This window comes from Candidatus Tisiphia endosymbiont of Ceraclea dissimilis, assembly GCF_964030735.1.
Taxonomy (GTDB): domain Bacteria; phylum Pseudomonadota; class Alphaproteobacteria; order Rickettsiales; family Rickettsiaceae; genus Tisiphia.
In genome coordinates, this window is record NZ_OZ034917.1 from 530,047 (window position 1) to 550,700 (window position 20,654).

The window sequence follows — 20,654 nt, forward strand, 5'->3', positions numbered from 1 at the left end:
TTCTCTATTCTCCAGTTTTTGATCTTGTGGTTAATTCTGTATTAATACGAGCTATTGTTTTTTTTACAAAAGAAAACCTACTAGTATTTTCTAATTCACCTAAAGTTTTTTGAAACCTTAGATTAAAAAGCTCTTTTTTAAACAAAATTCTTTTTTCGTGGAGTTCCTCCATGGTTTGTCCAACCAACTCCTTTGGTGATAACCCCAATTTACTCATAACGCCTCACTATCCTTGTTCTTACAGGCAATTTGGCACTAGCAAGCTCAAGTGCCCTGGTAGCTACATCATCTGTAACCCCTTCAATTTCAAACATAATTCTGCCAGGTGATACCCTTACTGCAAAAAATTCAGTAGAGCCTTTTCCTTTACCCATTCTAACTTCCGCCGGCTTCTTTGACACAGGCAAATCAGGAAAAATCTTAATCCATAACCTACCCTGCCTTTTCATACAACGAACAGCTGCCTTTCTTGCAGCCTCTATTTGCCTTGCAGTAACCCTTAAGCCATCCAATGACTTCAAGCCAAAAGAACCAAAAGCTAGCATAGTACCAGATTTTGCCTTTGAGGAAACTCTTCCTTTATGTGCTTTTCTAAATTTTTGTTTTTTTGGAGCTAACATTATCTTACTTCAAAATTAATTATGTTTCTTTCTATTTTCCACATGATCACCCCTATAGACCCAAATCTTTATACCTATAACTCCATAAGTTGTCATAGCTTCAGCAGTCGCATAGTCAATATCAGCTCTCAAAGTATGCAAAGGCACTCTACCTTCTCTATACCACTCTGTTCTCGCTATTTCAGCTCCAGCCAAACGTCCAGAACAAGCCACTTTTATACCTAACCCTCCTTGCTTAAAGCAAGCTTGGATAGCAGTTTTCATAGCTTTTCTAAAAGACACTCTTTTTTCAAGCTGTACAGCAATCGTTTGAGCAATAATAGTAGCGTCTATATTAGGTTTCTTTACTTCATGTATGTTAATATATATTTCTTCTAAACAGGTAATTTTTTGGACATGTTTTTTTAATTTATCAATGTCGTTACCACTTTTACCTATAATAACACCAGGCTTTTTAGCAAAAATATTAATTATAACACTTTTATTAGAAGGTCTTTCTATTAACACTCTACTAACTTGTGCTTGCATATAGTTTTTATTAATCAGATTTCTAACCTCTAAATCTTGAATAAAAAGAACTTTATACTGCTTTTCAGCATATAACACCGAGTCCCAACCTTTAATTAATGTTGGACCAACTCTAAAGCCATGCGGATTAACTTTTTGCCCCATATTTTACTTCCCCTCAACTTCAGTAACTGTAATATATAAATTACTAAAAAATTTATTAATCCTTGTTGCTCTTCCTTTAGCTCTTGGCATAATTCTTTTCATTACCAATGCCTTACCTACCGTTGCAGAAGTAACAAACAACGCATCAATATCTAAACCAAAGTTATTCTCAGCATTAGCAACAGCAGACTGTAAACATTTTTTTACATCTTTAGCAATTCTTTTCGGGGAAAAGGTAAGCTGAACCATAGCTTCCGATACTTTCATATTCCTAATAGAAGTTGCAACCAAATTCAATTTTCTTGGACTCACTCTAAGAGACTTAGCAATTGCTGTAGTCGAACCTTTATTCACCTTTACCATATTTATTTTCTCTTAACTTTTTTATCTGCCCCATGACCATGGAAAGTTCTAGTTGGAGAAAATTCACCTAATTTTTTACCAACCATTTCTTCACTAACAGTGACAGGTATAAATTTATTTCCATTATGCACAGCAAATGTTACTCCAACAAAAAATGGTAAAATTGTTGACCTCCTAGACCAAGTCTGAATCATTTCTGATTTACCGGACTCAATCAATTTTTGTACTTTTTTTATCAGATAACCATCTACAAAAGGTCCCTTCCAAACTGAACGTGCCATAATTACTACCTAATTATTTTCTTCTCTTAATAATAAACTTTGATGTAGACTTATTCTTACGGGTTTTCTTACCCTTAGTTGGGAAGCCCCATGGAGTCACCGGATGACGACCACCAGAAGTTTTTCCCTCTCCACCACCATGTGGGTGATCAACTGGGTTCATTGCAACACCACGAACATGCGGTCTCCAACCTAACCATCTATTTCTTCCAGCCTTACCCAAATTTGTATTTTTTTGATCGGGATTTGAGACAACACCCACCGTAGCTTTACAATCTAACGGCACCAACCTAAATTCTCCAGACCGAAGTTTGATCTGAGCATAACCCGAATCCTTACCTACTAAATTAACCGAAGTCCCCGCCGATCTTGCAATCTGACCACCTTTGCCAATTTTCATTTCCACATTATGCAAAGTAGTCCCAATAGGGATAGATTTCAAAGATAAACAATTTCCAACTTTTATGTCAGCATTATCGCTTGACACTATTCTATCGCCTACAACAAGCTTTTGTGGTGCTATAATATAAGAATACTCACCATCATCAAATTTAATCAAAGCAATGAAAGAAGTTCTATTAGGATCATACTCTATTCTTTCAACTGTAGCGAATATATCTTGCTTATTTCTTTTAAAATCAATTATACGATAAAGCCTTTTATGCCCCCCTCCTCTATGCCAAGAAGTGGTTCTACCAAGATTATTTCTACCACCAGTCTTACATAAACCTTTAGTCAAAGGTTTATGAGGTTTACCTTTCCAAAGATCAGATTTATCAACCTGTATTAATTCTCTAAGAGATGGAGTAACTGGATTAAACTTTTTTAAAGCCATTTTATTTAATACCCCCAGTAAAATCAATAGTATAATCTTTTTCTAGTGTCACGATAGCTTTCTTTTTATCTGATTGTCTACCGTTAACACCTTTGAATCTCTTTTTCTTACCTTTTACATTCATGATGTTAACTTTTTTAACCTTAACCTCAAAAATTTTCTCAATAGCTGTCTTGATAGAAGCCTTTTCAGCACTATCAGCAACATGAAAAGTAAACTTATTTTGTTCAGATAAAATATTGCTCTTCTCAGTGATCACAGGATTCCTAATAAGATCATAATGTTTATAAGATTTCACTTCAACCTCTTTTCTAAAGCATCTACAGCTTCTCTTGATAACAAAACATAATCATGGCGTATTATATCATAAACATTTGTACCAATTTGTGGTACCGAAATAGTATTAGGAATATTTTGTACTGCCAAAGAAAAATTAGTATCAACTTCATTACCACTAACAATAAAATAACTCTTACCATGAAAATTATTTAATAATTTTGCAAGATTAGAAGTTTTTGATTCATCTAATTTTAAAGAATCTAATATTAACAATTTCCCTTCTGTCAATTTTTCTGACAATGCATGTTTTAAACCAAGTTTTCTAACTTTCTTTGGTAATTTTGTAGCATGACTCCTTACTACTGAACCGTGAGAAACCCCACCGCCCCTCATTTGTACAGATCTTAAAGACCCCTGCCTTGCATTACCGGTACCTTTTTGCTTAAAAGGTTTCTTTGTAGTACCAGATACTTGCGATACTGTCTTCGTTTGATGTGTACCAGCCATAGCTTTCGCTCTTTGCCAATCAACAACAAGCTTGATAATATCTTGTCTAACAAAGTCTATGGCAAATACTTCATGATCTAAATCAACCTCACCAACAACTTCATTTTCAAGATTTAATAATTTAGCTTTCATATAGTTTATCCTGCAGCTGTAATGGTTTTCTTAATAGCATCCTTAATGTAGACATAAGATCCTTTCGAGCCTGGGACATTACCACTAACTATGATTATACCTTTTTCTATATTAGTATCAACTATCTTCAAGTTCTGAATAGTAACTCTTGTACTCCCCATGTGTCCGGCCATTTTCTTATTCTTAAATACCTTACCAGGGTCTTGTCTACCACCAGTAGAACCATGTGAACGATGAGACACAGATACACCATGTGAAGCTTCAAGCCCTCTAAAATTGTGCCTCTTCATACTACCAGCAAAACCTTTACCAATAGTAGTACCTACAACATCTACAAACTGCCCAACAACAAAATGATCAACTCGCAATGTAGAACCTATATCAATGAAAAAAGAAGCAGAAATTCTGAATTCCTTCAATTTTTGTTTTGGTGCAACGTTAGCATTAGCAAATACTTGCCTCATTGGCTTTGTTACTTTAGATAATTTCTTATCCTTTACCCCAACAACCAAGGCGTTATAACCATCCCTTTCTTGGGTCTTTTGTCCCACTACTTGACAATCTTCAACTTGCAGAAAAGTAACGGTAGTTCTCTCTCCCTTTTCATTAAAAATTGAACTCATGCCAATTTTTTTAGCGATTAAACCGGTTCTCATCACTCAATACTCTCTAACTTAATCTCAACATCAACACCAGCAGGCAAATCAACTTTCTTTAAAGCATCAACAGTCTGAGGGGTTGGATAACTTATTATTAAAAGCCTTTTCTGAATTCTAATCTCAAATTGCTCCCTTGATTTTTTATTGACATGTGGAGACCTATTAACGGTAAATCTTTCAATTGTCCTTGGAAGCGGAATTGGACCAATTATATCTGCACCAGTTCTTTTAACAGCCCCTACTATCTCTCTAGTACCTTGCTCAAGCGAACGGTGATCAAATGACTTTAGACGAATTTTAATTTTTTGATTATTTTTCATTAACTAAACCTTTTTATAAACAGCCCGACCATCCAAAATACGCTTCTTTAACAGACTTGCTCAAATTTTTTGTAAACATAACTTGAGGCAAGTTCAATTAAACGTATTTTGCCTAGCCATTAAAAAAAAGTAATCATCTTAAATTATTTTAAGATGATTACTCCTCTGTTATTTTATAATCTTTGATACTACACCAGCTCCTACTGTCTTACCACCTTCACGTATAGCAAAACGGACACCTTCTTCCATAGCTATTGGAGAAATCAGGGTAATATTTAGATTCGCATTATCACCTGGCATAACCATCGTTTTACCATCTTTTAAAGCAATCTCCCCAGTCACGTCAGTAGTTCTAAAATAAAACTGTGGACGATACTTATCGGTAAACGCTGTATGACGACCACCTTCTTTAGTGGTAAGCACATAAACCTCAGCTTCAAATTCAGTATGCGGAGTTATACTACCAGGCTTAGCTAATACTTGTCCTCTACACACATCTTCTCTTTTAGTTCCACGTAGCAATATACCAACATTATCACCAGCTTCACCTTGATCCAATAGTTTCTTAAACATTTCCACACCAGTACAAGTAGTTTTTTGAGTATCTCTTATACCAACAATTTCTACCTCTTCACCAACTTTTACTACACCTTTCTCAATTTTACCAGTAACAACTGTACCTCTTCCAGAAATAGAAAAGACATCTTCTATTGGCATTAAGAATGGTTTATCTGTATCTCTCTTTGGTTGTGGTATATATTCATCAATAGCATTCATCAATTCTTTAATTGCAGCTTCTCCTTCAGGCTTTCCTTCTAAAGCCTGCAAAGCTGAACCCCTGATAACTGGTATATCATCTCCAGGAAAACCATACATTGACAGAAGCTCTCTGACTTCCATTTCTACTAAATCAACTAATTCTGGATCATCAACCATATCAACTTTATTCAAGAAGACAACCATTGTAGGCACACCTACTTGCTTAGCAAGCAATATATGCTCCCTTGTTTGAGGCATTGGACCATCACAAGCAGATACTACCAATATTCCAGCATCCATTTGGGCTGCACCACTAATCATATTCTTTATAAAGTCTGCGTGTCCAGGACAGTCAATATGAGCATAATGCCTTTTTTTAGTTTTATACTCAACGTGAGCAGTAGCAATAGTTATACCCCTTTCTTTTTCTTCCGGAGCAGCATCAATTTCATCATAGTTAGTAGCCTTAGCACCACCTTCTTTTGACAATACTAAAGTTATTGCAGCTGTTAAAGAAGTTTTCCCATGATCTACGTGTCCTATAGTACCTACATTACAATGGGGCAGATCCCTCTCAAATTTTACCTTTGCCATAATTCATTCTCCACAATTTAAGATTTATACAAATTTAACAATAAAAACAACAAATTTATCCAATTTCCAATTAACACCAATATTTTGGAGCGGGTGATGGGAATCGAACCCACGTGGCCAGCTTGGAAGGCTGGAGCTCTACCATTGAGCTACACCCGCGTATTTCACCTAACCAATCTGTGGTGGAGGAAGAAGGATTCGAACCTTCGTACGCTCACGCGGGCGGATTTACAGTCCGCTGCCATTGACCACTCGACCATTCCTCCAAAGAATTTACGCAAGCATTAAATAGCCTAATTAAAAGTAAAGCACAACATAAATTTACTGTAAGTGCCAACAAATCTTCTTTGCCATTTTCTTGAGCCTTTTAGATAAGCTAATATTAAACTTATATATTTGATGCAAATCAATAAATAATAAAAGTATAGATAAAAACCTATACAAATAGTTTCTATTAAAATTTACAACAACTTAGAACGTTTATCTAGTTGTAACTTTCTATAATAAATAGTAGTTTGTGTCAAGAATAAATTACTATAGGTTCTAATAAGATGATAAATAAATCTAATATTTCCAAAGATTTCTACTACCTATATGGGAAACATCCAGTACTTGCAGCTTTAAGTAACCCCAAGCGTTATATTCAAAGAGTTTTCTGTACAGAAGATATTTTTAATTTGAACAAAAATTTAATATCTAACCATCAATATGAGATTACCAATACAGATTCCCTAACCCGTCTTCTTGGTGCAAATCATAATCATCAAGGAATAGCCGCTAACGTTAAAAGCATTTTCTCTAATCATATTGAAGATATTGACATAACTACTGCCAATTGTAAAGTAGCTATTTTAGATCAAGTAACCGATCCACAAAATATTGGCGCTATTATTCGTAGTGCGGCTTCTTTTGGTATCACAGCCATAATATTACCCGCCGATAATGCCCCAGATGAAAATGCCACTATAGCAAAAACAGCTTCTGGAGCTTTGGAACTAGTACAAATGGTTAAGGTAACTAATTTAAGGCGGTCAATAGAATATCTAAAGAAACATGGGTTTTGGATTATTGGTCTGGATGGCAAAGCAACCCAATCCTTAGATAATAAAATATTTTCAGATAAAATGGCAATAATACTTGGGTCTGAAGATAAAGGAATAAGGCGGCTAGTTAAAGAACAATGCGATTATCTGGTTAAAATCCCAATTTCCAGTAAGGTAGAAAGCCTAAATGTTTCAAATGCTGCGGCAATATTGTTTTACTTGACTTCATTAATAAGATAGTACCCTACATTTTTTCTACTATTTTTTATGATGAATAAAAAATCTTGTCACCAAGCGTCATTGCGAGGAGATCGTAAGGTCGACGAAGCAATCCAAAGAATGACCAGGAATGGATTGCTTCTTGGCTTAAGCCTTTTCGCCATGACGCTAGGAAACTGCCTGCGATATAGTTAATTCAGGAAAATTTGGTGCTAGGAACGATGGAGCTACGCCTATAAGTAATAGACGAGCATTGAGCGACGACGTCACCAACTTCTCATCAATTGACTATAACTGATTAATTACTTATCTCTATACTGCATAACTAATATCTTAATCTTCTACAGCTTCAACCGATGCCACCTCAGGAATAAAGTGCTTAAGCATTGACTCAATACCATTTTTTAAAGTAATACTCGAACTAGGACAGCCATGGCAAGCTCCGCGAAGCTCTAATTTTACCACCCCATTTTCAAATCCTCGATATATTATATCACCTCCATCCATGGCAACCGAAGGACGTACACGTGTTTCAATAATTTCTATAATCTGCTGTTCGATTTCAGACATCTCGTCCAAATTATTTACACTAGATTTGTCAATAGATATATTATTTTGCACATCAAACACAGTAAAACCAGAAGTAAAATGATCCATCATAATCATCAAAATTTCAGGTTTTAAAACCAGCCAATCACTTTCTTCTTCCTTAGTAATAGTAATAAAGTCACTACCAAGAAACACCGATTTTATGTTATTTACACCGAATAATTGAACTACCAAACTGCTTTTACCTTTTGCCTCATCAAGATTACTAAAATGAAAAGGTTGATTAGGGCTAATGGGTATATTAGGAAAAAATTTTATCGCATTAGGATTAGGAGTAATTTCAGTTTGAATAAACATATACATCTTCCTTGATAAAAAATAAATGGTACCCGCGGCCAGACTTGAACTGGCAAGGGCTTGCACCCCACGGATTTTAAGTCCGTTATGTCTACCATTCCATCACGCGGGCAAGGTAAGTTAGTTCAATCCTAATTGCTTACACAACTAATACATATTGGAGTAACTTGCTATTCCAAATTCATGTAGATTATGCTAGGATTGCACAGACTAATAAAAAAAACATTAAAAAGCAAGTGTTTTTATAAATTACCAGAATTATAAATTCAAAATGTAAAATGCAGTATAGTCAATTCAGGGGAATTGGGTAGCAGGAACGATGGAGCGACGCCTATAAGTAATAGGCGAGCGATGAGAAACGACGCCCACAACTTCTCATCAATTGACTATAATATTAACTTAACAGATGTTAATTTAGATCAATAAGCATCTAATAACATATTAGACAAGTACAGAATGTTAAAATTAATGTACGAACCTATGTGTTAAGTACTATATGATATTGACATAATAGAAGTTTAAGGATATATTGTGGTCTTTCTTAAAGATTTCACTTTTTAGACACTTATAAAAATAAGCACAATAATGTCATCCAAACTCCAGCACAAGGCATGATATAAGGCACCCGTAGCTCAATTGGATAGAGTATATGACTACGGATCATAAGGTTGGGGGTTCGACTCCCTCCGGGTGCGCCAGACTTCTCAAGGCTTACAGGATTTTTCAATTTCTCAAAAGCATTTTTATTTTGGTTTTATTTTGGTTTCCCACCAAAACTCCCCATACTTAACCTACAAAACAGTCTGTTTTTGACCGTTTTTCACGGGGAGGGAATATGACAGAATCGTTAATTTTTTCCGGCGGTTTAGCTGAAAATTCCGATACTATCTTTTATAATATAGTCGGTAATTTCGTCCCACCTGAATGGCGAAACCTTACTAATAATTGTGGTAAGCAATTAAGTAAAACTTCTCGTCAACTTCTATCTTTAATAGTTTCTCGCCTACAGATTTATCAAAAAGATAAACTATCAGAAGAATTACAAGAAGGCTATCATTTTTTCGAAAAAGAGTTAGGTTCTGTTGACAAAATTTTTAACGTAACCATATTAAAGCTCCAACAAAATTTAGAAAGGCTAAAAAGGTGGCTGGGGCTTTATCAAACCTAGAAAATATACGCCTAAAATGTTTGATTTTAGGGGAGTAGACTTAATAGTCACCTATTACGCCCCTCGTTATAGTTAAACCCGTTGAATTAGATGACATTATATGGTATAAATAAGAGAAAAAATGTCAACAAGCCCATATAGTAAAGATTTAAGAAAAAAAGTAATAAGTTATATAGAAAAAGGTAATAGTCAAAGAGCGGCTGCCAAGATATTCGATATACATAAAAATACAATTAGTCGCTGGAACGTAAGGAAGAGAAAGGAAGGAACGATATTAGCAAAAGCTAGAGTAGGTTTTAAAAGTAAAGTTGATAAGCAAAAGTTAGCAAATTTTGTAAGAAATAATCCAAATATGAGATTACAAGATATTGGTAAAGAGTTTGGAATTGCGAGGTCTCAAACTGGAAGGATATTAAAACAGCTAGGTTTTAGTTATAAAAAAAAACCTTTACCTACATGGAGTCAAGTGTAGACAGACGAGCTGAATATTTAGAAGAGATCAATAAATATGATAAAGGGCAAATAGTGCATATTGATGAAAGCGGTATAGATACAGGTATTTGCCAAGATAGAGGCTGGAGTAAAACAGGAGAATTACTGATTGGAAAGAAGAGTGGGAAACACTATCAAAGAACTAATATCATAGCTGGCTTGGTAAACAATCAATCAATAGCTCCTTTTGTTTTTAATGGAACGTGCAATACAGAGTTATTTAATAATTGGGTTGAGAAGTTTTTAATTAAAGAGTTAAAAGCAGGACAAGTTGTAGTGATGGATAATGCTAGTTTCCATAAATCAAAGAAAACAAAGGAATTAATAGAATCAGTTGGTTGCAAGCTTATTTTTTTACCGCCATATTCACCAGACTTAAATCCCATAGAGAAGTTTTGGGCTAATATGAAACGATGGATTAAAAATAAGGTAACAGAAACCAGCAAATTATTTGAAATTATTACTATGTTCTTTGTCACCTAATTTTATGGGTTTAACTATAGAACCACATCGCGCCCTATTAAGGCAATGGACTCAAGATATTACCATAAATAAGAATAGCCTGATTGACTAATAATTTTTTGCTCAGCTAGGGCGTGTCATCAATTAAGTAATATTACAGAAGAAGCCAAATAAATTGCTCCCAGAAAATTCTGAGCTAGTTTATCATAACGCGTAGCAATGCCTCGAGATTGTTTAAGTTTTGCAAAAAAATTTTCAATTAAATGACGATACTTATAAAGCTCTATATCATATTCTATAGGAAATTTACGATTCTTCTTGGATGGAATTACAGGAGTGCAATTCTTATCTTATTCCTCATTCTTGCTTCAGCATCATAAGCCTTATCTGCAATTACGGTATCCGCTTTTGTCAAAGTTTCCATTAAAGCATCAGAACCTTGTAAATCATGCGACTGACCAGGGGTTAAATGAAAAGCTGTCGGATTTCCTAAAGCATCAACAGTTGCATGAATTTTAGTTGATAAACCGCCTTTACTACGACCTATTGCTTGGTCATCTACTATGTTTTTTTAGCTCCGGCACTATGTTGATGTACTCTAACAATCGTTGAATCAATCATACTATATTCATTATCTGCATCTTGTGCAAGTAGTTCAAAAACCTTCTTCCATACCTCTTTTTGGCTCCAACGTGTATGTCTTGTATGAATTACTCTAAAATCTCCAAATCTTTCTGGTAAGTCTCTCCACGGTATACCAGCACGATATCTATATAATACAGCTTCTACGAATAATCTATTATCTTTGGCACTTGCCTCCTACGTCTCCTTCTTTTCCAGGTAAAATATCCTTTATCCTTTCCCATTGATCATCTCTTAAAGCATATCTGCGCATTGGTCACCTTCTTATTTTTTACCAATATCTAATTGGTCTCATCCTAATATTTATGTCAACTTAATTGATGACACGCCCTAGATACCGCATCAAAGCAGGTATGACACTAAGTTGAGCAAGCATAACACCAAGTTAAGCAGGAATGATATTAAATCGAACGGGTGTAAGGCAAACAGAAGCTTCGTTGACATTCATAAATTCTACACGGGTTTACGAGGTTTTCGAAATTTATCCAAAACTATTATATTATCTACTGAATTAGATTTACTTCTAGAATCAACAGTTCTCTTAATTATTTCTCTTTTTTTTGCGTCTGATAATTGATTAGATTTGATTATTTCTGGCTTAAATTTTAGGCTATAACCACTATTAGGATCAATAAAACTGATCAGAGAATCAAATGGTACATTAATCGTTTCTTTGATGCCATCAAAACTAACTGTTACGGAAAAGCCATTATCCCCTACAGTTAAATCCTCAAATTGATATTGCATTACTATAGTTATTTCTTCTGGATAACGTTCTTTTATCCTAGAAGATAATACTACGGCAGGATTGTCAGTTCTATAAGAGATATACAAGAGTTGATTCATCTGCAACTTATCTGTACGAATTCTTGCAAGAATCTTTTTTACAAACTCAAACATGCATTCGTTAAGAAATTGTTGATATGAGATATTCATAGTTATAAAATAAATAAAATAAAACTAATAGTAAAATCTATTGAATTAGATTTTCAATATTTTTGAACATCCTAAAACTAAGTTCAGGATGGTTTGCCAATACTCAATCTAATCTAATTAAATTACTAAGCGGGGCTTTTTCTGTTGCCCGGTTAAGCCCCCAACCGCGTAGGATTAAGCAGCTAGTGCTTGATTTCCTACGAAACGTTCATTATCATTTGCGTTTCTTTTTTTTAACCCAATGACACAAGGTCCGGCGGAATTATACCGAGTAAAAATAATTTTTTTATTAAGCACGTCGATCCTATTTCGCCCCCATAAAGCATTGTTCACAAATATACCACAACTTTCTGGTGGAAGCGCCGGGTACCGCCCCCGGGTCCGCAACCTCTATTCTAAATCACGTTTATTACCATATCTGCAAAAGCAGCAATTCTATGATACATCAATTATAACGGAGTGTAAAGGCTAATTTCAACCAGGGCTATCTGATATAGTCAATTCACGAAAATTTGGGGCTAGGAGCGATGGAGTATATAGGCGTTAGTTTAAGAAAATAATAATTGAAAAACCATTATTGTGAAGAGACCTTAGGTCAACGAAGCAATTCAAAAAAGTGATTAAAAATGGATTGCCACGCTACCTAAGGTGGCTCACAATGACTATTTTTCTACTTTCATTTTCTTGCTGACGCTTATGCGATGGAGCAACTCCTATAAAGTAATAGGCGGGCATTGAGCAACAACGCCTCCAACTTCTCATCAATTGACTATAGATGTCAAGGTTACATTTCATTCACTACCCTTATAATTTGGCAGGATTTTTGCTGTAGCATAGATTTTTAATATATTGTATTTTTCAACTCTTTGGTATACAGTTTATCTGTAAAGATTAATTTTTATTTATCTTTGAAATCATAAAATATCACTATAAGGTTAGCAATTATATCCAGGATAAAAACTGGATTAAATTACTAAAAACTATTTAGAATAATTAAACATTTTTTAATTTATGAGGTAAATAATTATGGCTACACTTGAAAAAATTATCCAAGATTTGAAAAACGGAGAGCAAATTAGTGAAATAAATTTGTTTTACAGAGTTATAGGTGATAAGGGAGCCGAGGAACTAGCAGAAGCCTTACAGAACAATACCACTGTGAAAAAAATAGATTTGATGTCAACCGGCATAGGTAATAAAGGAGTATATGCATTAGCAAAAGTCTTACCGAAGAGTGCTGTAAGAGAAATAGATTTGTCTCACAACAATATAGGTAATGATGGAGTTGAGGCACTAGCAAAAGCCTTAAAGAACAATAGTGCTGTGACAGAAGTATATTTGTCTCACAACCAGATAGGCTATGAGGGGGCGAATGAACTAATAAAAGTCTTACAGAACAGTCATGATGTAACGGAAGTATTTTGGCATGAATACTCATACCATGAAGAAAAGTTAAAAGTATCTCAAGCCTTAAAGAACGATAAGACTGCAGTGATAATAGATTTGGCTAGAAACCAGATATCTAGAAGTGAAATGGGAAAGAAATGGCTAAATAAAGCCTTAGAGCAAATTAACACTGTGCCGGAAATACATTTGATACACAGCTATATAGGTGATGAGGAAATAAAGACACTAGTGGAATCCTTAAATAACAATAGCACTGTGAAAGAACTAAAATTGGGCTGCAATCAGATAGGCAATAAGGGAGCGAAAGCACTAGCAGACTTCTTAAGAAATAACAAAACTGTGGTAAAAATAGACTTGCTTTGCAACCAGATAGGTGATAAGGGAGCCAAGAAACTAGCAGAAGCCTTACAGATCAATAACACTTTGCAAGAACTAAAATTGGAGCACAATCAGATAAGCAATAAATTATTACAGGATATAAATGAACTATTAAAGAAACACGAATTACAAGCCATAGAAGAATTACAAGCAGAAAAATATAATTTAGAATTAAAGGTTGCCAATGATCATACTGAGGTACCGTTTCTTGGTGATGAAGATTATTCAGCAACATTAAACATGTAAGAATTTTTTAAGTAAAATTTCCATATATTACAAAAACCTGAAGAAATATTATGGTAATTTTTATTCTTCAGGTTTTTGTATTTGTTATATAGTCAATTGATGAAAAGTTGGTGACGTCGTCACTCATCGCTTGCCTATTACTTATAGGCGTCTCTCCTGCTACCCAATTCTCCTGAATTGACTATATTTGCCTTTATAATAGGTAATTTACTTTGTAAATAGTTGACTTCGTAATAATATACCATTGCTAAAATAAATTCCCTATAGGTTGCTAATGAAAAATCATAGAAAATGATAACGAAGCCATGCGGTTTTCAAGGAGAAATTTAGTCATTTTTTATAGATGCGACAAAACCAGGAAAAATTATTGATTCATAATTACTTTGTAGTATATTTTTTCCTTTAATAAGGAATAATTAATAGCTATATGAGAATTTTTATTACTATTTTTACATTAATATTTTGTTTTTCAACTTATACTATTGCTGATAGTTCAAGTAGTGCAGTGCTAGTTACTGGATCAACTGGTGCATTTGGAGAGGCAATTTGCTTATCTCTGGCATCAGAAGGATATAATTTATTAATCACTGGCAGAAATGAGAAAAAATTAAAATCTCTCAAAAATAAGTTACAAACAAAATATCCAAGTACAAAAGTTGAAACACTAAAAATAGATTTTTCTGATTTTAAAACTATTAAAGCTGCAGCAAATAAAACAGACGGAGTATCACTCAAAGCAGTTGTGCTGATTGGTCCAAGACCATCATTACGTAAAAATGGTTTTCCAAGTACACAAGAATGGTCTGAAGAATTTCAAAAAACTTTTATTGCTCCACTTGAAGTAGTGCGTATATTTGGAGAGAAGATCGAAAATAATGGTAGTATTGTTATAATATCAGGTAGTAGTTCTAAAAATTATTTGCCTAATTATCAGAATACTAATGTATTACGGCTTGCTTGGATAGGTGAAGTAAAAAACCTTGTACAATTCTTTGCTGTTCGTAAAATTCGTGTTAATGCAGTCTCTCCAGGTATAATTTTAACTGAGTATCACAAAAAGAGAATTGAGGAAAAAGCTAAGTTGAATAATACCACTTTTCAAGCACAGCTATCTTTGGACACAGCGGCTATACCTCTTAGATCATATGGGCATACCGACGATGTAGCCAATTTAATATCTTTTTTAATTTCAGATAAGTCTGTACACCTAAATGGCTCAAATATTCTACTTGATGGGGGTGAATCTACTGCTTATTAGGGATAGTAAATATTTTTAGTGATAATATTTCCTGGTTCTTTTGCGATTCTAGGAGGCTACCTAGGATAACTAATTAATTATATTTTGAGCTATAGTCAATTGATGAGAAGTTGAGGACGTTGTCACTCATAAGTGGCAGTTTAAGAAGGTAATAATTGAAAAATCGTCATTACTAGGAGACCGTAAGGTCACGAAGCAATCCATAGGTTATCATTCCCGCGTAGGCGGGAATCTAGACCCCTGCTTACGCAGGGGTGACATCTCTTTCGCAAGGGATGACACTAAGTTGAGCAAGGATAACAAGAAAGCACAGAAATAACAATTTATGGATTGCCACGCCACCTAAGGTGCATACCCTACAATTTTTTATTTATTTCCTTATGATGAGTAAAAAAGCTGATTGCTAAGCGTCATTGCGAGGAGCTACTTTAGTAGCGACGAAGCAATCTAATGAATGTGGATTGCCACGACCACTTAGTGGTCTCGCTAATAGCGTTTTATACTTTTCTGGAATTTTTAAATTGTCATGGGGTTTATGCGTAATGACGCTGATTGATGGGCTGATTATTCAACGTCAAAATCAAAATACTGATCTTTATAAGGCTCGTCTTGTAAAGTATAATGCCACCATTCAGGAGAATATTCCTCAAAATTATGCTTTTTCATTTTTGCCCGTAAATAATTACGATTTTGTAAGTAACGTGGATCAATTAGGTCACTATCATGACAAGATACTGAATCCATAAGGTCTACAGAACTATACATGTCAACCGTATTATCATCAAAATAAGGTATAGAGCGACCATCATTTGTGATTCTTTTTCTCATTTTAGGCTTGGTATGTAATTGTTTCCCAAGCTCAATAATAGTTAAATCTACCGTACTTCCACGACTATGAGGTGATTGCTTAGCAACATAACCTAACAGAAAAATTTCAGTTTTATTGATATACGGATAATAATACTCTTTCATTTTTTGATCAACATGATCCTCTCCCCAACTAACGAAATGTTGCACAGCTTTTTTGGGTCTATAAGCATCATAAATTACCAAAGAGTAATTATCATTTTTTATATCTTGCTGAACATTCTTTAGGGCAATTGCTGCTTCCTTAGTTAGCACAGCTCTAGGAGCTTTATAGCCCCTGATCTGTTCTCCTATAAAATTATTATTACTATAATACATCATATGTTGTATTATAGTCGGGTCTATTTGATCCAGATACTCAAAGCCTTCAGGCAAATTAGTTGTTTTGTTTAACATCGGTATATTTCTCAATTAACGGCTTTGTAAATATTTCTCTTTAATGGACGATTTTTTTTTGCTGTTTTTGTCCTAGGAGTCTACCTGCAATAACTAATTAATTATATTTTGAGCTATAGTCAATTGATGAGAAGTTGGTGACGTTGTCCATAGCAGTTATCTTTTTTATAAAAACATCATTGCGAGGGGGTGTAAGTCTCCGAAGCAATCTAAAAAGTGACCCAAAATGGATTGCCACGACCACTATGTGGTCTCGCAATGACAGATAACGTCATTGCGAGGGACGTAAGAGCCTCCGAAGTAATCTTTTAATAACTTTTTTGGATTGCTTCAAGATAATTACTATTTTAAAGCTTTTAAACCTTCTTCAAGACCTTTCGTGGAAAATGGCAAATTTACCTGTTGACCGGCTGAATTCATAAAACCTACAATAGGATTACCATCGCTTGATAAAATGGTTTTAAGATCAGTGTCTGATATATCAGCAACAGCCTGGCAAGAATCTTTTGTGCAATTAACGTACTTACCTGGAGCAACTAATTTTTTGGAACTGATAATAGACGTACCTGGAGCAACAGAAACGTCAGGAGGAATTATTTGTATCATTTTTAAATTTCTTTCCTTACCGCTACCAAAATAGCCTATTTGATATATAGCCAACACCTGTTGTTTATCATCTTTAGTAGAATTAAGAGCCTGATTTAAAAAACAAATCCGTTTTTTATCAGCACTTGTGGTGCATTTAACTACCCAATCTGAAAAGGCTTGCCCTTCTTTAACCGCAGCTTCAACTCTGATAGGATTACCAAAAAATAACCCTAAACCTATTACAGCAAGACCGGCTGTAACAAATAATGATTTTTTAACACATTTTGTCATAAATTTTACTAATTTATTATTGGTATTTAAGAGCAAAATATATCTGAATTTAATATGTTTGTCAATCATCCGTGATAAAAAATGTCGATAAGGGGGTATATTTCATGCTTTCAAATTCTATAGTCAATTGATGAGAAGTTGGCGACGTCGTCGCTCAATGTTCACCTATCACTTATAGGCGTTGTTCCACATAAGCGTCAGTTTAAAAAAACAACAATTGAGAAACTGTCATTGCAAGGAGACCGTAAGGTCGACGAAGCAATCCATAGGTTGTAATTCCCGCGTAGGCGGGAATCTAGACCCCTGCTTACGCATTTTCTTAAACTGACGTTTATGCGTCACTCCATCGCTCCTAGCATCAACTTCTTCTAAATTGACTATATAACTCATGACTTCCAAAATTCTTCATGGCTAATACATTCTTCTAGTGGTTCGTTACTAGATTCAAGTATTGATTCCACTAATTTAGGTACAGAATAAATAGCCAGAGTTTCTTGTAATCCTTCGTAGTCTTCTTCTGATATGATGACTGCATTGTTATGTTTTCCTTTTATGTAGATTGGTTCATGTGTTTCGTTTGTCTCTTTGATCAGGGTAAATAGTTTTGCTCGTGCTTGAGTACTAGTGTAAATAGCCATAATATATTCTCATTAATTTATACTAAAAAAGTACACTATATTACGTATATTAAGTCAAACTGACAATATTATGTATTAAAGCATAACTTGTATTGTAGAAAGATTTTTAATATGCTACAAAGACAAAGTAAAATTACGTATTTATAACACTATGTCCATTAGGTTGATATTAGCCCTATATTTGTTTTGCCTTTTTCCTTTATATTCATATGCTAATATGGATGCGGAAATTGCTGAATCACATAAATGTTCAAAGATGTTTCCTTACTTCGAAAAAATATACCAAATTCCTCCTGATATCCTACACTCAATAGCTTTAAAAGAATCTGGTAAAAAACATACTGTACATAAAATCATGGTGGTTTGGCCTTGGACTGTCAATGTTGAGGGGAAAGGGTATCATTTTAATACTAAAAAAGACGCGATAGCTTTTGTAAAAAATCAAATTATTCAAGGCAAAGAAAAGATGGATGTAGGATGTATGCAAATTAACCTAAGACACCATCCAGATGCTTTTAACTCCTTAAATCAAGCTTTTGATCCTGAGCAAAACGTTGCTTATGGTGCTAAATTTCTCAAAGCTAAATATGATCAGTTAGGTAGTTGGCACAAAGCCATCGCCTATTACCATTCAGCTACTCATGATCTTGGCTATAAATATAAACAAGATGTTATCAAGATTGCTAACAATATGGACTTGTATAAAAATTCTGTTAATATGTATAGTGGGAATTACCCTAATAATATAGCTACAACGACCTCAACAAATAAACGAAGATCTTCATTTGTAAGTAATATTAGAAAATATAAGAGTGGTATTATGGTAGCACTACCACGAGCTGGCTAGATTTAGGTAACAATTATATTTGATCGTGATAAGTTAAAATTTAACCGTGAAAAAGTTATTCATAATATCGCTAAATGTTGGTTTTTTCAACATGCAGCAGAAGATATTATTGAACGTTTGAGTATTATTGATAAAAAATTTCCCCATATTCTAGATTTAGGGGGGCGTACTGGTCAATTAACAAAACTATTAGTGCAGAACTATAACTATGCTATAATTGTAGTGACTAATGCATCTAATACTATGTTACAATCCTTTGAGCATAATCCAAAATTGCTGCTTGATGAAGAAAATTTACCTCTTGAAACAGCTAGTTTTGATCTAGTAACTTTTTCCCTAGGTTTACATTGGATCAATGATGTACAAAATTTTCTGTCACAAATAAAACGTATTTTAAAACCAGATGGTCTATTTATTGCTAATTTTATCGGTGGTAACAGCCTAAAGGAACTACGAATGAAATTTATCGAAGCTGAAATAGCAACAAATCGCCCTCACTTCCAACATGTTTCCCCTTTTATACATTTTGATCACGTCACACCTTTGTTACAACAGGCAGGATTTACAGACATTATCGTTGATTATGAAAATATTCAGTTAAGCTATAATAGTCCTTTAGATTTCATTAGAAAGCTAAAGAATATTGGAGAATCTGGGGCATTACGGCAAAACCCTCATAACCTAATATCAAAGCAAATGCTTTCTATTCTAAGTAATACTAAGTCGACTTTCACCGAACAAATTAATATAATTAGTTTCATTGCCTCTCCGACTAAGAATAGCATAAAAACTTGTTACCTCCTAAATTGACATTTATAGCTCAGTACACGACAAGAAGATTAAGGAGAGGATAACGTCTAACCAATTGTCGATTTTTAGAGCAGTAACAGTTTGAAGATCGTAAGTCATTTTAGATTTTCTATTTGAGATTTACTTAACTTAGTGTATTTAATAATTTTTTCCATCGACTCATTGTTTAATAGCATTTCTTTTGCCATAGATATTCTTTCTTCCGCTCTACCTTCTTCTCTACCTTCCTCTTTACCTTCCGCTCTACCTTTATCCTCAAATTTCTTGATAGTATTAGCTTCGATACGCAGCCATTTGAGATGGCCTTCATAAGCCTCTCTTTCTTCATCAGTAAAGTTCATAACATTTAGCACTGTTAGAGCTTTTTTTAAGGCAATGTTGTCCAGTTCTTTAGGCAAATTATCTTTGTTAAGTAGGTCATGTCTTGTTAAAAAAGCTAACCACATATCTAGAGAGTCTTTTACTTTTTTCAGTATATCCGCTAATTCCTCATGAGAATTATCAGTAAACTTATTAAGCTCAATAGTATGTAATTCGAGGTCCTTGAAATATAACAAGCCACTATCTTTTTCGACTATATGGAAAACATTGTGATATTTATCTACTTTAGGAATAGAAGTAAAATTAAGTATATGAATACCAATGGCTTTGCTTAAGGTCGAATAGTCCTGAGCTACCTTTAATTGCTCAGTATATAATTTAGCCCAGTAATATAAAGCTCGCTTATCATAATCAGCTTCGTCGCTAATTTGAATCTCAATATTGAACCTTTTGCCATCAACAGATTTGGCTTTAACGTCTAATATTGACAGTTTATCATTCTTAAAATTTTTAGGGTTATATGGATTAAGCAAAGTTACCTCTGCCACTTGATCCTCTTGTCCAACGATAGAATTAATCAAGGATATCAGCAAATCCTTATTCTCTTCTACACCAAAGATCTTTTTGAAAGCTAAATCCACGCGAGGAGTTATTTTATCCATATATATGCTGCTATTAGTAGTTATTAGTACCTAAGAAACAGTATAGCACAAAAACT

At 34.2% G+C, this 20,654-nt stretch carries 25 protein-coding genes, 4 tRNA genes, 1 other RNA gene and 2 pseudogenes; 9 read left to right on the forward strand and 23 right to left on the reverse strand.

The window, feature by feature from the left end:
• Positions 1–4: 4 nt before the first annotated feature.
• The 13 genes from rpmC to ACQH1V_RS02600 all read right to left on the reverse strand — a co-directional run bounded on the left by rpmC (position 5) and on the right by ACQH1V_RS02600 (position 6,287).
• Positions 5–217: a 50S ribosomal protein L29 gene (gene rpmC, locus ACQH1V_RS02540; RefSeq protein ID WP_094648894.1), complete on the reverse strand. Its 213-nt coding sequence runs from the start codon at positions 215–217 to the stop codon at positions 5–7.
• A complete protein-coding gene (gene rplP, locus ACQH1V_RS02545; RefSeq protein WP_094648893.1) occupies positions 210–620 on the reverse strand; it encodes a 50S ribosomal protein L16 in 411 nt (136 codons plus the stop codon). The genes rpmC and rplP overlap by 8 nt, the downstream gene beginning before the upstream one ends.
• Positions 621–635: 15 nt before the next feature.
• Complete coding sequence (rpsC, locus tag ACQH1V_RS02550; RefSeq protein WP_094648892.1) at positions 636–1,292, reverse strand: 30S ribosomal protein S3; 657 nt, start codon at positions 1,290–1,292, stop codon at positions 636–638.
• A 3-nt stretch (positions 1,293–1,295) separates the two neighbouring features.
• A complete protein-coding gene (gene rplV, locus ACQH1V_RS02555; protein WP_094648891.1) occupies positions 1,296–1,655 on the reverse strand; it encodes a 50S ribosomal protein L22 in 360 nt (119 codons plus the stop codon).
• 2 nt (positions 1,656–1,657) lie between these two features.
• The gene (gene rpsS, locus ACQH1V_RS02560) at positions 1,658–1,936 is read right to left on the reverse strand and encodes a 30S ribosomal protein S19 (protein ID WP_094648890.1); all 279 of its coding nucleotides are present in this window, start codon (positions 1,934–1,936) and stop codon (positions 1,658–1,660) included.
• Between the two features lie 13 nt (positions 1,937–1,949).
• Positions 1,950–2,771 carry a 50S ribosomal protein L2 gene (rplB, locus tag ACQH1V_RS02565; protein WP_094648889.1) on the reverse strand — a complete coding sequence of 274 codons (822 nt, stop codon included), beginning with the start codon at positions 2,769–2,771 and terminating at the stop codon, positions 1,950–1,952.
• A 1-nt stretch (position 2,772) separates the two neighbouring features.
• Positions 2,773–3,069, reverse strand: a complete 297-nt coding sequence (locus ACQH1V_RS02570; protein ID WP_425360698.1) for a 50S ribosomal protein L23 — start codon at positions 3,067–3,069, stop codon at positions 2,773–2,775.
• Positions 3,066–3,689 (reverse strand): 50S ribosomal protein L4, encoded by a 624-nt coding sequence (gene rplD / locus ACQH1V_RS02575; RefSeq protein WP_425360699.1) that lies wholly within the window; start codon positions 3,687–3,689, stop codon positions 3,066–3,068. Before rplD ends, ACQH1V_RS02570 begins: the two co-directional genes overlap by 4 nt.
• A 5-nt stretch (positions 3,690–3,694) precedes the next feature.
• A complete protein-coding gene (gene rplC / locus ACQH1V_RS02580; protein WP_341749202.1) occupies positions 3,695–4,345 on the reverse strand; it encodes a 50S ribosomal protein L3 in 651 nt (216 codons plus the stop codon).
• A complete protein-coding gene (gene rpsJ / locus ACQH1V_RS02585) occupies positions 4,345–4,668 on the reverse strand; it encodes a 30S ribosomal protein S10 (RefSeq protein ID WP_094648885.1) in 324 nt (107 codons plus the stop codon). The genes rplC and rpsJ overlap by 1 nt, the downstream gene beginning before the upstream one ends.
• Positions 4,669–4,836: 168 nt before the next feature.
• Positions 4,837–6,021: an elongation factor Tu gene (tuf, locus tag ACQH1V_RS02590; protein WP_341749203.1), complete on the reverse strand. Its 1,185-nt coding sequence runs from the start codon at positions 6,019–6,021 to the stop codon at positions 4,837–4,839.
• Positions 6,022–6,106: 85 nt separating this feature from the next.
• Positions 6,107–6,180 (reverse strand) — tRNA-Gly (locus tag ACQH1V_RS02595).
• Between the two features lie 21 nt (positions 6,181–6,201).
• A tRNA-Tyr gene (locus tag ACQH1V_RS02600) sits at positions 6,202–6,287 on the reverse strand.
• Positions 6,288–6,572: 285 nt separating this feature from the next.
• Here ACQH1V_RS02600 and rlmB point away from each other — a divergent pair.
• A complete protein-coding gene (rlmB, locus tag ACQH1V_RS02605) occupies positions 6,573–7,304 on the forward strand; it encodes a 23S rRNA (guanosine(2251)-2'-O)-methyltransferase RlmB (RefSeq protein ID WP_094648883.1) in 732 nt (243 codons plus the stop codon).
• 312 nt (positions 7,305–7,616) lie between these two features.
• Here rlmB and ACQH1V_RS02610 read toward each other — a convergent pair whose 3' ends face one another.
• Positions 7,617–8,189: a NifU family protein gene (locus ACQH1V_RS02610; protein WP_425360700.1), complete on the reverse strand. Its 573-nt coding sequence runs from the start codon at positions 8,187–8,189 to the stop codon at positions 7,617–7,619.
• Between the two features lie 26 nt (positions 8,190–8,215).
• Positions 8,216–8,301 (reverse strand) — tRNA-Leu (locus ACQH1V_RS02615).
• Positions 8,302–8,492: 191 nt separating this feature from the next.
• On the opposite strand from ACQH1V_RS02615, the gene ACQH1V_RS02620 reads away from it, so the two are divergent.
• Positions 8,493–8,615 (forward strand): hypothetical protein, encoded by a 123-nt coding sequence (locus ACQH1V_RS02620; RefSeq protein WP_425360701.1) that lies wholly within the window; start codon positions 8,493–8,495, stop codon positions 8,613–8,615.
• Between the two features lie 195 nt (positions 8,616–8,810).
• A tRNA-Arg gene (locus ACQH1V_RS02625) sits at positions 8,811–8,887 on the forward strand.
• A 396-nt stretch (positions 8,888–9,283) separates the two neighbouring features.
• Here the strand turns inward: ACQH1V_RS02625 and ACQH1V_RS02630 are convergent.
• Positions 9,284–9,385, reverse strand: a pseudogene (locus ACQH1V_RS02630) (IS5/IS1182 family transposase); the annotation flags it as partial.
• Between the two features lie 93 nt (positions 9,386–9,478).
• On the opposite strand from ACQH1V_RS02630, the gene ACQH1V_RS02635 reads away from it, so the two are divergent.
• On the forward strand, positions 9,479–9,829 hold the full coding sequence (locus tag ACQH1V_RS02635; RefSeq protein WP_425360020.1) for an IS630 transposase-related protein: 351 nt from the start codon (positions 9,479–9,481) through the stop codon (positions 9,827–9,829).
• On the forward strand, positions 9,814–10,332 hold the full coding sequence (locus tag ACQH1V_RS02640) for an IS630 family transposase (protein WP_425360021.1): 519 nt from the start codon (positions 9,814–9,816) through the stop codon (positions 10,330–10,332). The genes ACQH1V_RS02635 and ACQH1V_RS02640 overlap by 16 nt, the downstream gene beginning before the upstream one ends.
• Before the next feature lie 119 nt (positions 10,333–10,451).
• Here ACQH1V_RS02640 and ACQH1V_RS02645 read toward each other — a convergent pair.
• From ACQH1V_RS02645 to ssrA, 3 genes and pseudogenes are all read right to left on the reverse strand, one after another.
• Positions 10,452–11,206, reverse strand: a pseudogene (locus ACQH1V_RS02645) (IS5 family transposase).
• Between the two features lie 200 nt (positions 11,207–11,406).
• Positions 11,407–11,889, reverse strand: coding sequence for a ClpXP protease specificity-enhancing factor SspB (locus ACQH1V_RS02650; RefSeq protein WP_094648880.1), 483 nt, complete (start codon positions 11,887–11,889; stop codon positions 11,407–11,409).
• Positions 11,890–12,017: 128 nt separating this feature from the next.
• Positions 12,018–12,359, reverse strand: a transfer-messenger RNA (tmRNA) gene (gene ssrA / locus ACQH1V_RS02655).
• Positions 12,360–12,915: 556 nt separating this feature from the next.
• Between ssrA and ACQH1V_RS02660 the strand changes: the two genes are divergently transcribed.
• Positions 12,916–13,920, forward strand: coding sequence for a hypothetical protein (locus tag ACQH1V_RS02660; protein WP_425360702.1), 1,005 nt, complete (start codon positions 12,916–12,918; stop codon positions 13,918–13,920).
• A gap of 427 nt (positions 13,921–14,347) precedes the next feature.
• On the forward strand, positions 14,348–15,178 hold the full coding sequence (locus tag ACQH1V_RS02665) for an SDR family oxidoreductase (RefSeq protein ID WP_341749208.1): 831 nt from the start codon (positions 14,348–14,350) through the stop codon (positions 15,176–15,178).
• Positions 15,179–15,742: 564 nt separating this feature from the next.
• On the opposite strand, the gene ACQH1V_RS02670 is transcribed toward ACQH1V_RS02665, so the two are convergent.
• From ACQH1V_RS02670 to ACQH1V_RS02680, 3 genes are all read right to left on the reverse strand, one after another.
• Positions 15,743–16,441, reverse strand: a complete 699-nt coding sequence (locus tag ACQH1V_RS02670; RefSeq protein ID WP_094649348.1) for a M15 family metallopeptidase — start codon at positions 16,439–16,441, stop codon at positions 15,743–15,745.
• 342 nt (positions 16,442–16,783) lie between these two features.
• The gene (locus tag ACQH1V_RS02675; RefSeq protein WP_157905674.1) at positions 16,784–17,320 is read right to left on the reverse strand and encodes an invasion associated locus B family protein; all 537 of its coding nucleotides are present in this window, start codon (positions 17,318–17,320) and stop codon (positions 16,784–16,786) included.
• A gap of 386 nt (positions 17,321–17,706) precedes the next feature.
• Positions 17,707–17,958: a type II toxin-antitoxin system Phd/YefM family antitoxin gene (locus ACQH1V_RS02680; protein ID WP_094649346.1), complete on the reverse strand. Its 252-nt coding sequence runs from the start codon at positions 17,956–17,958 to the stop codon at positions 17,707–17,709.
• Positions 17,959–18,109: 151 nt separating this feature from the next.
• Here ACQH1V_RS02680 and ACQH1V_RS02685 point away from each other — a divergent pair, with 151 nt between their 5' ends.
• Together ACQH1V_RS02685 and ACQH1V_RS02690 are read left to right on the forward strand one after the other, a co-directional pair.
• Positions 18,110–18,805: a lytic transglycosylase domain-containing protein gene (locus ACQH1V_RS02685; RefSeq protein WP_410520904.1), complete on the forward strand. Its 696-nt coding sequence runs from the start codon at positions 18,110–18,112 to the stop codon at positions 18,803–18,805.
• Between the two features lie 123 nt (positions 18,806–18,928).
• Positions 18,929–19,615 (forward strand): methyltransferase domain-containing protein, encoded by a 687-nt coding sequence (locus ACQH1V_RS02690; protein ID WP_425360865.1) that lies wholly within the window; start codon positions 18,929–18,931, stop codon positions 19,613–19,615.
• A gap of 95 nt (positions 19,616–19,710) precedes the next feature.
• On the opposite strand, the gene ACQH1V_RS02695 is transcribed toward ACQH1V_RS02690, so the two are convergent.
• Entirely contained in the window at positions 19,711–20,598 is an 888-nt protein-coding gene (locus ACQH1V_RS02695) for an Rpn family recombination-promoting nuclease/putative transposase (protein ID WP_425360703.1), read from the reverse strand.
• Positions 20,599–20,654 lie beyond the last annotated feature (56 nt).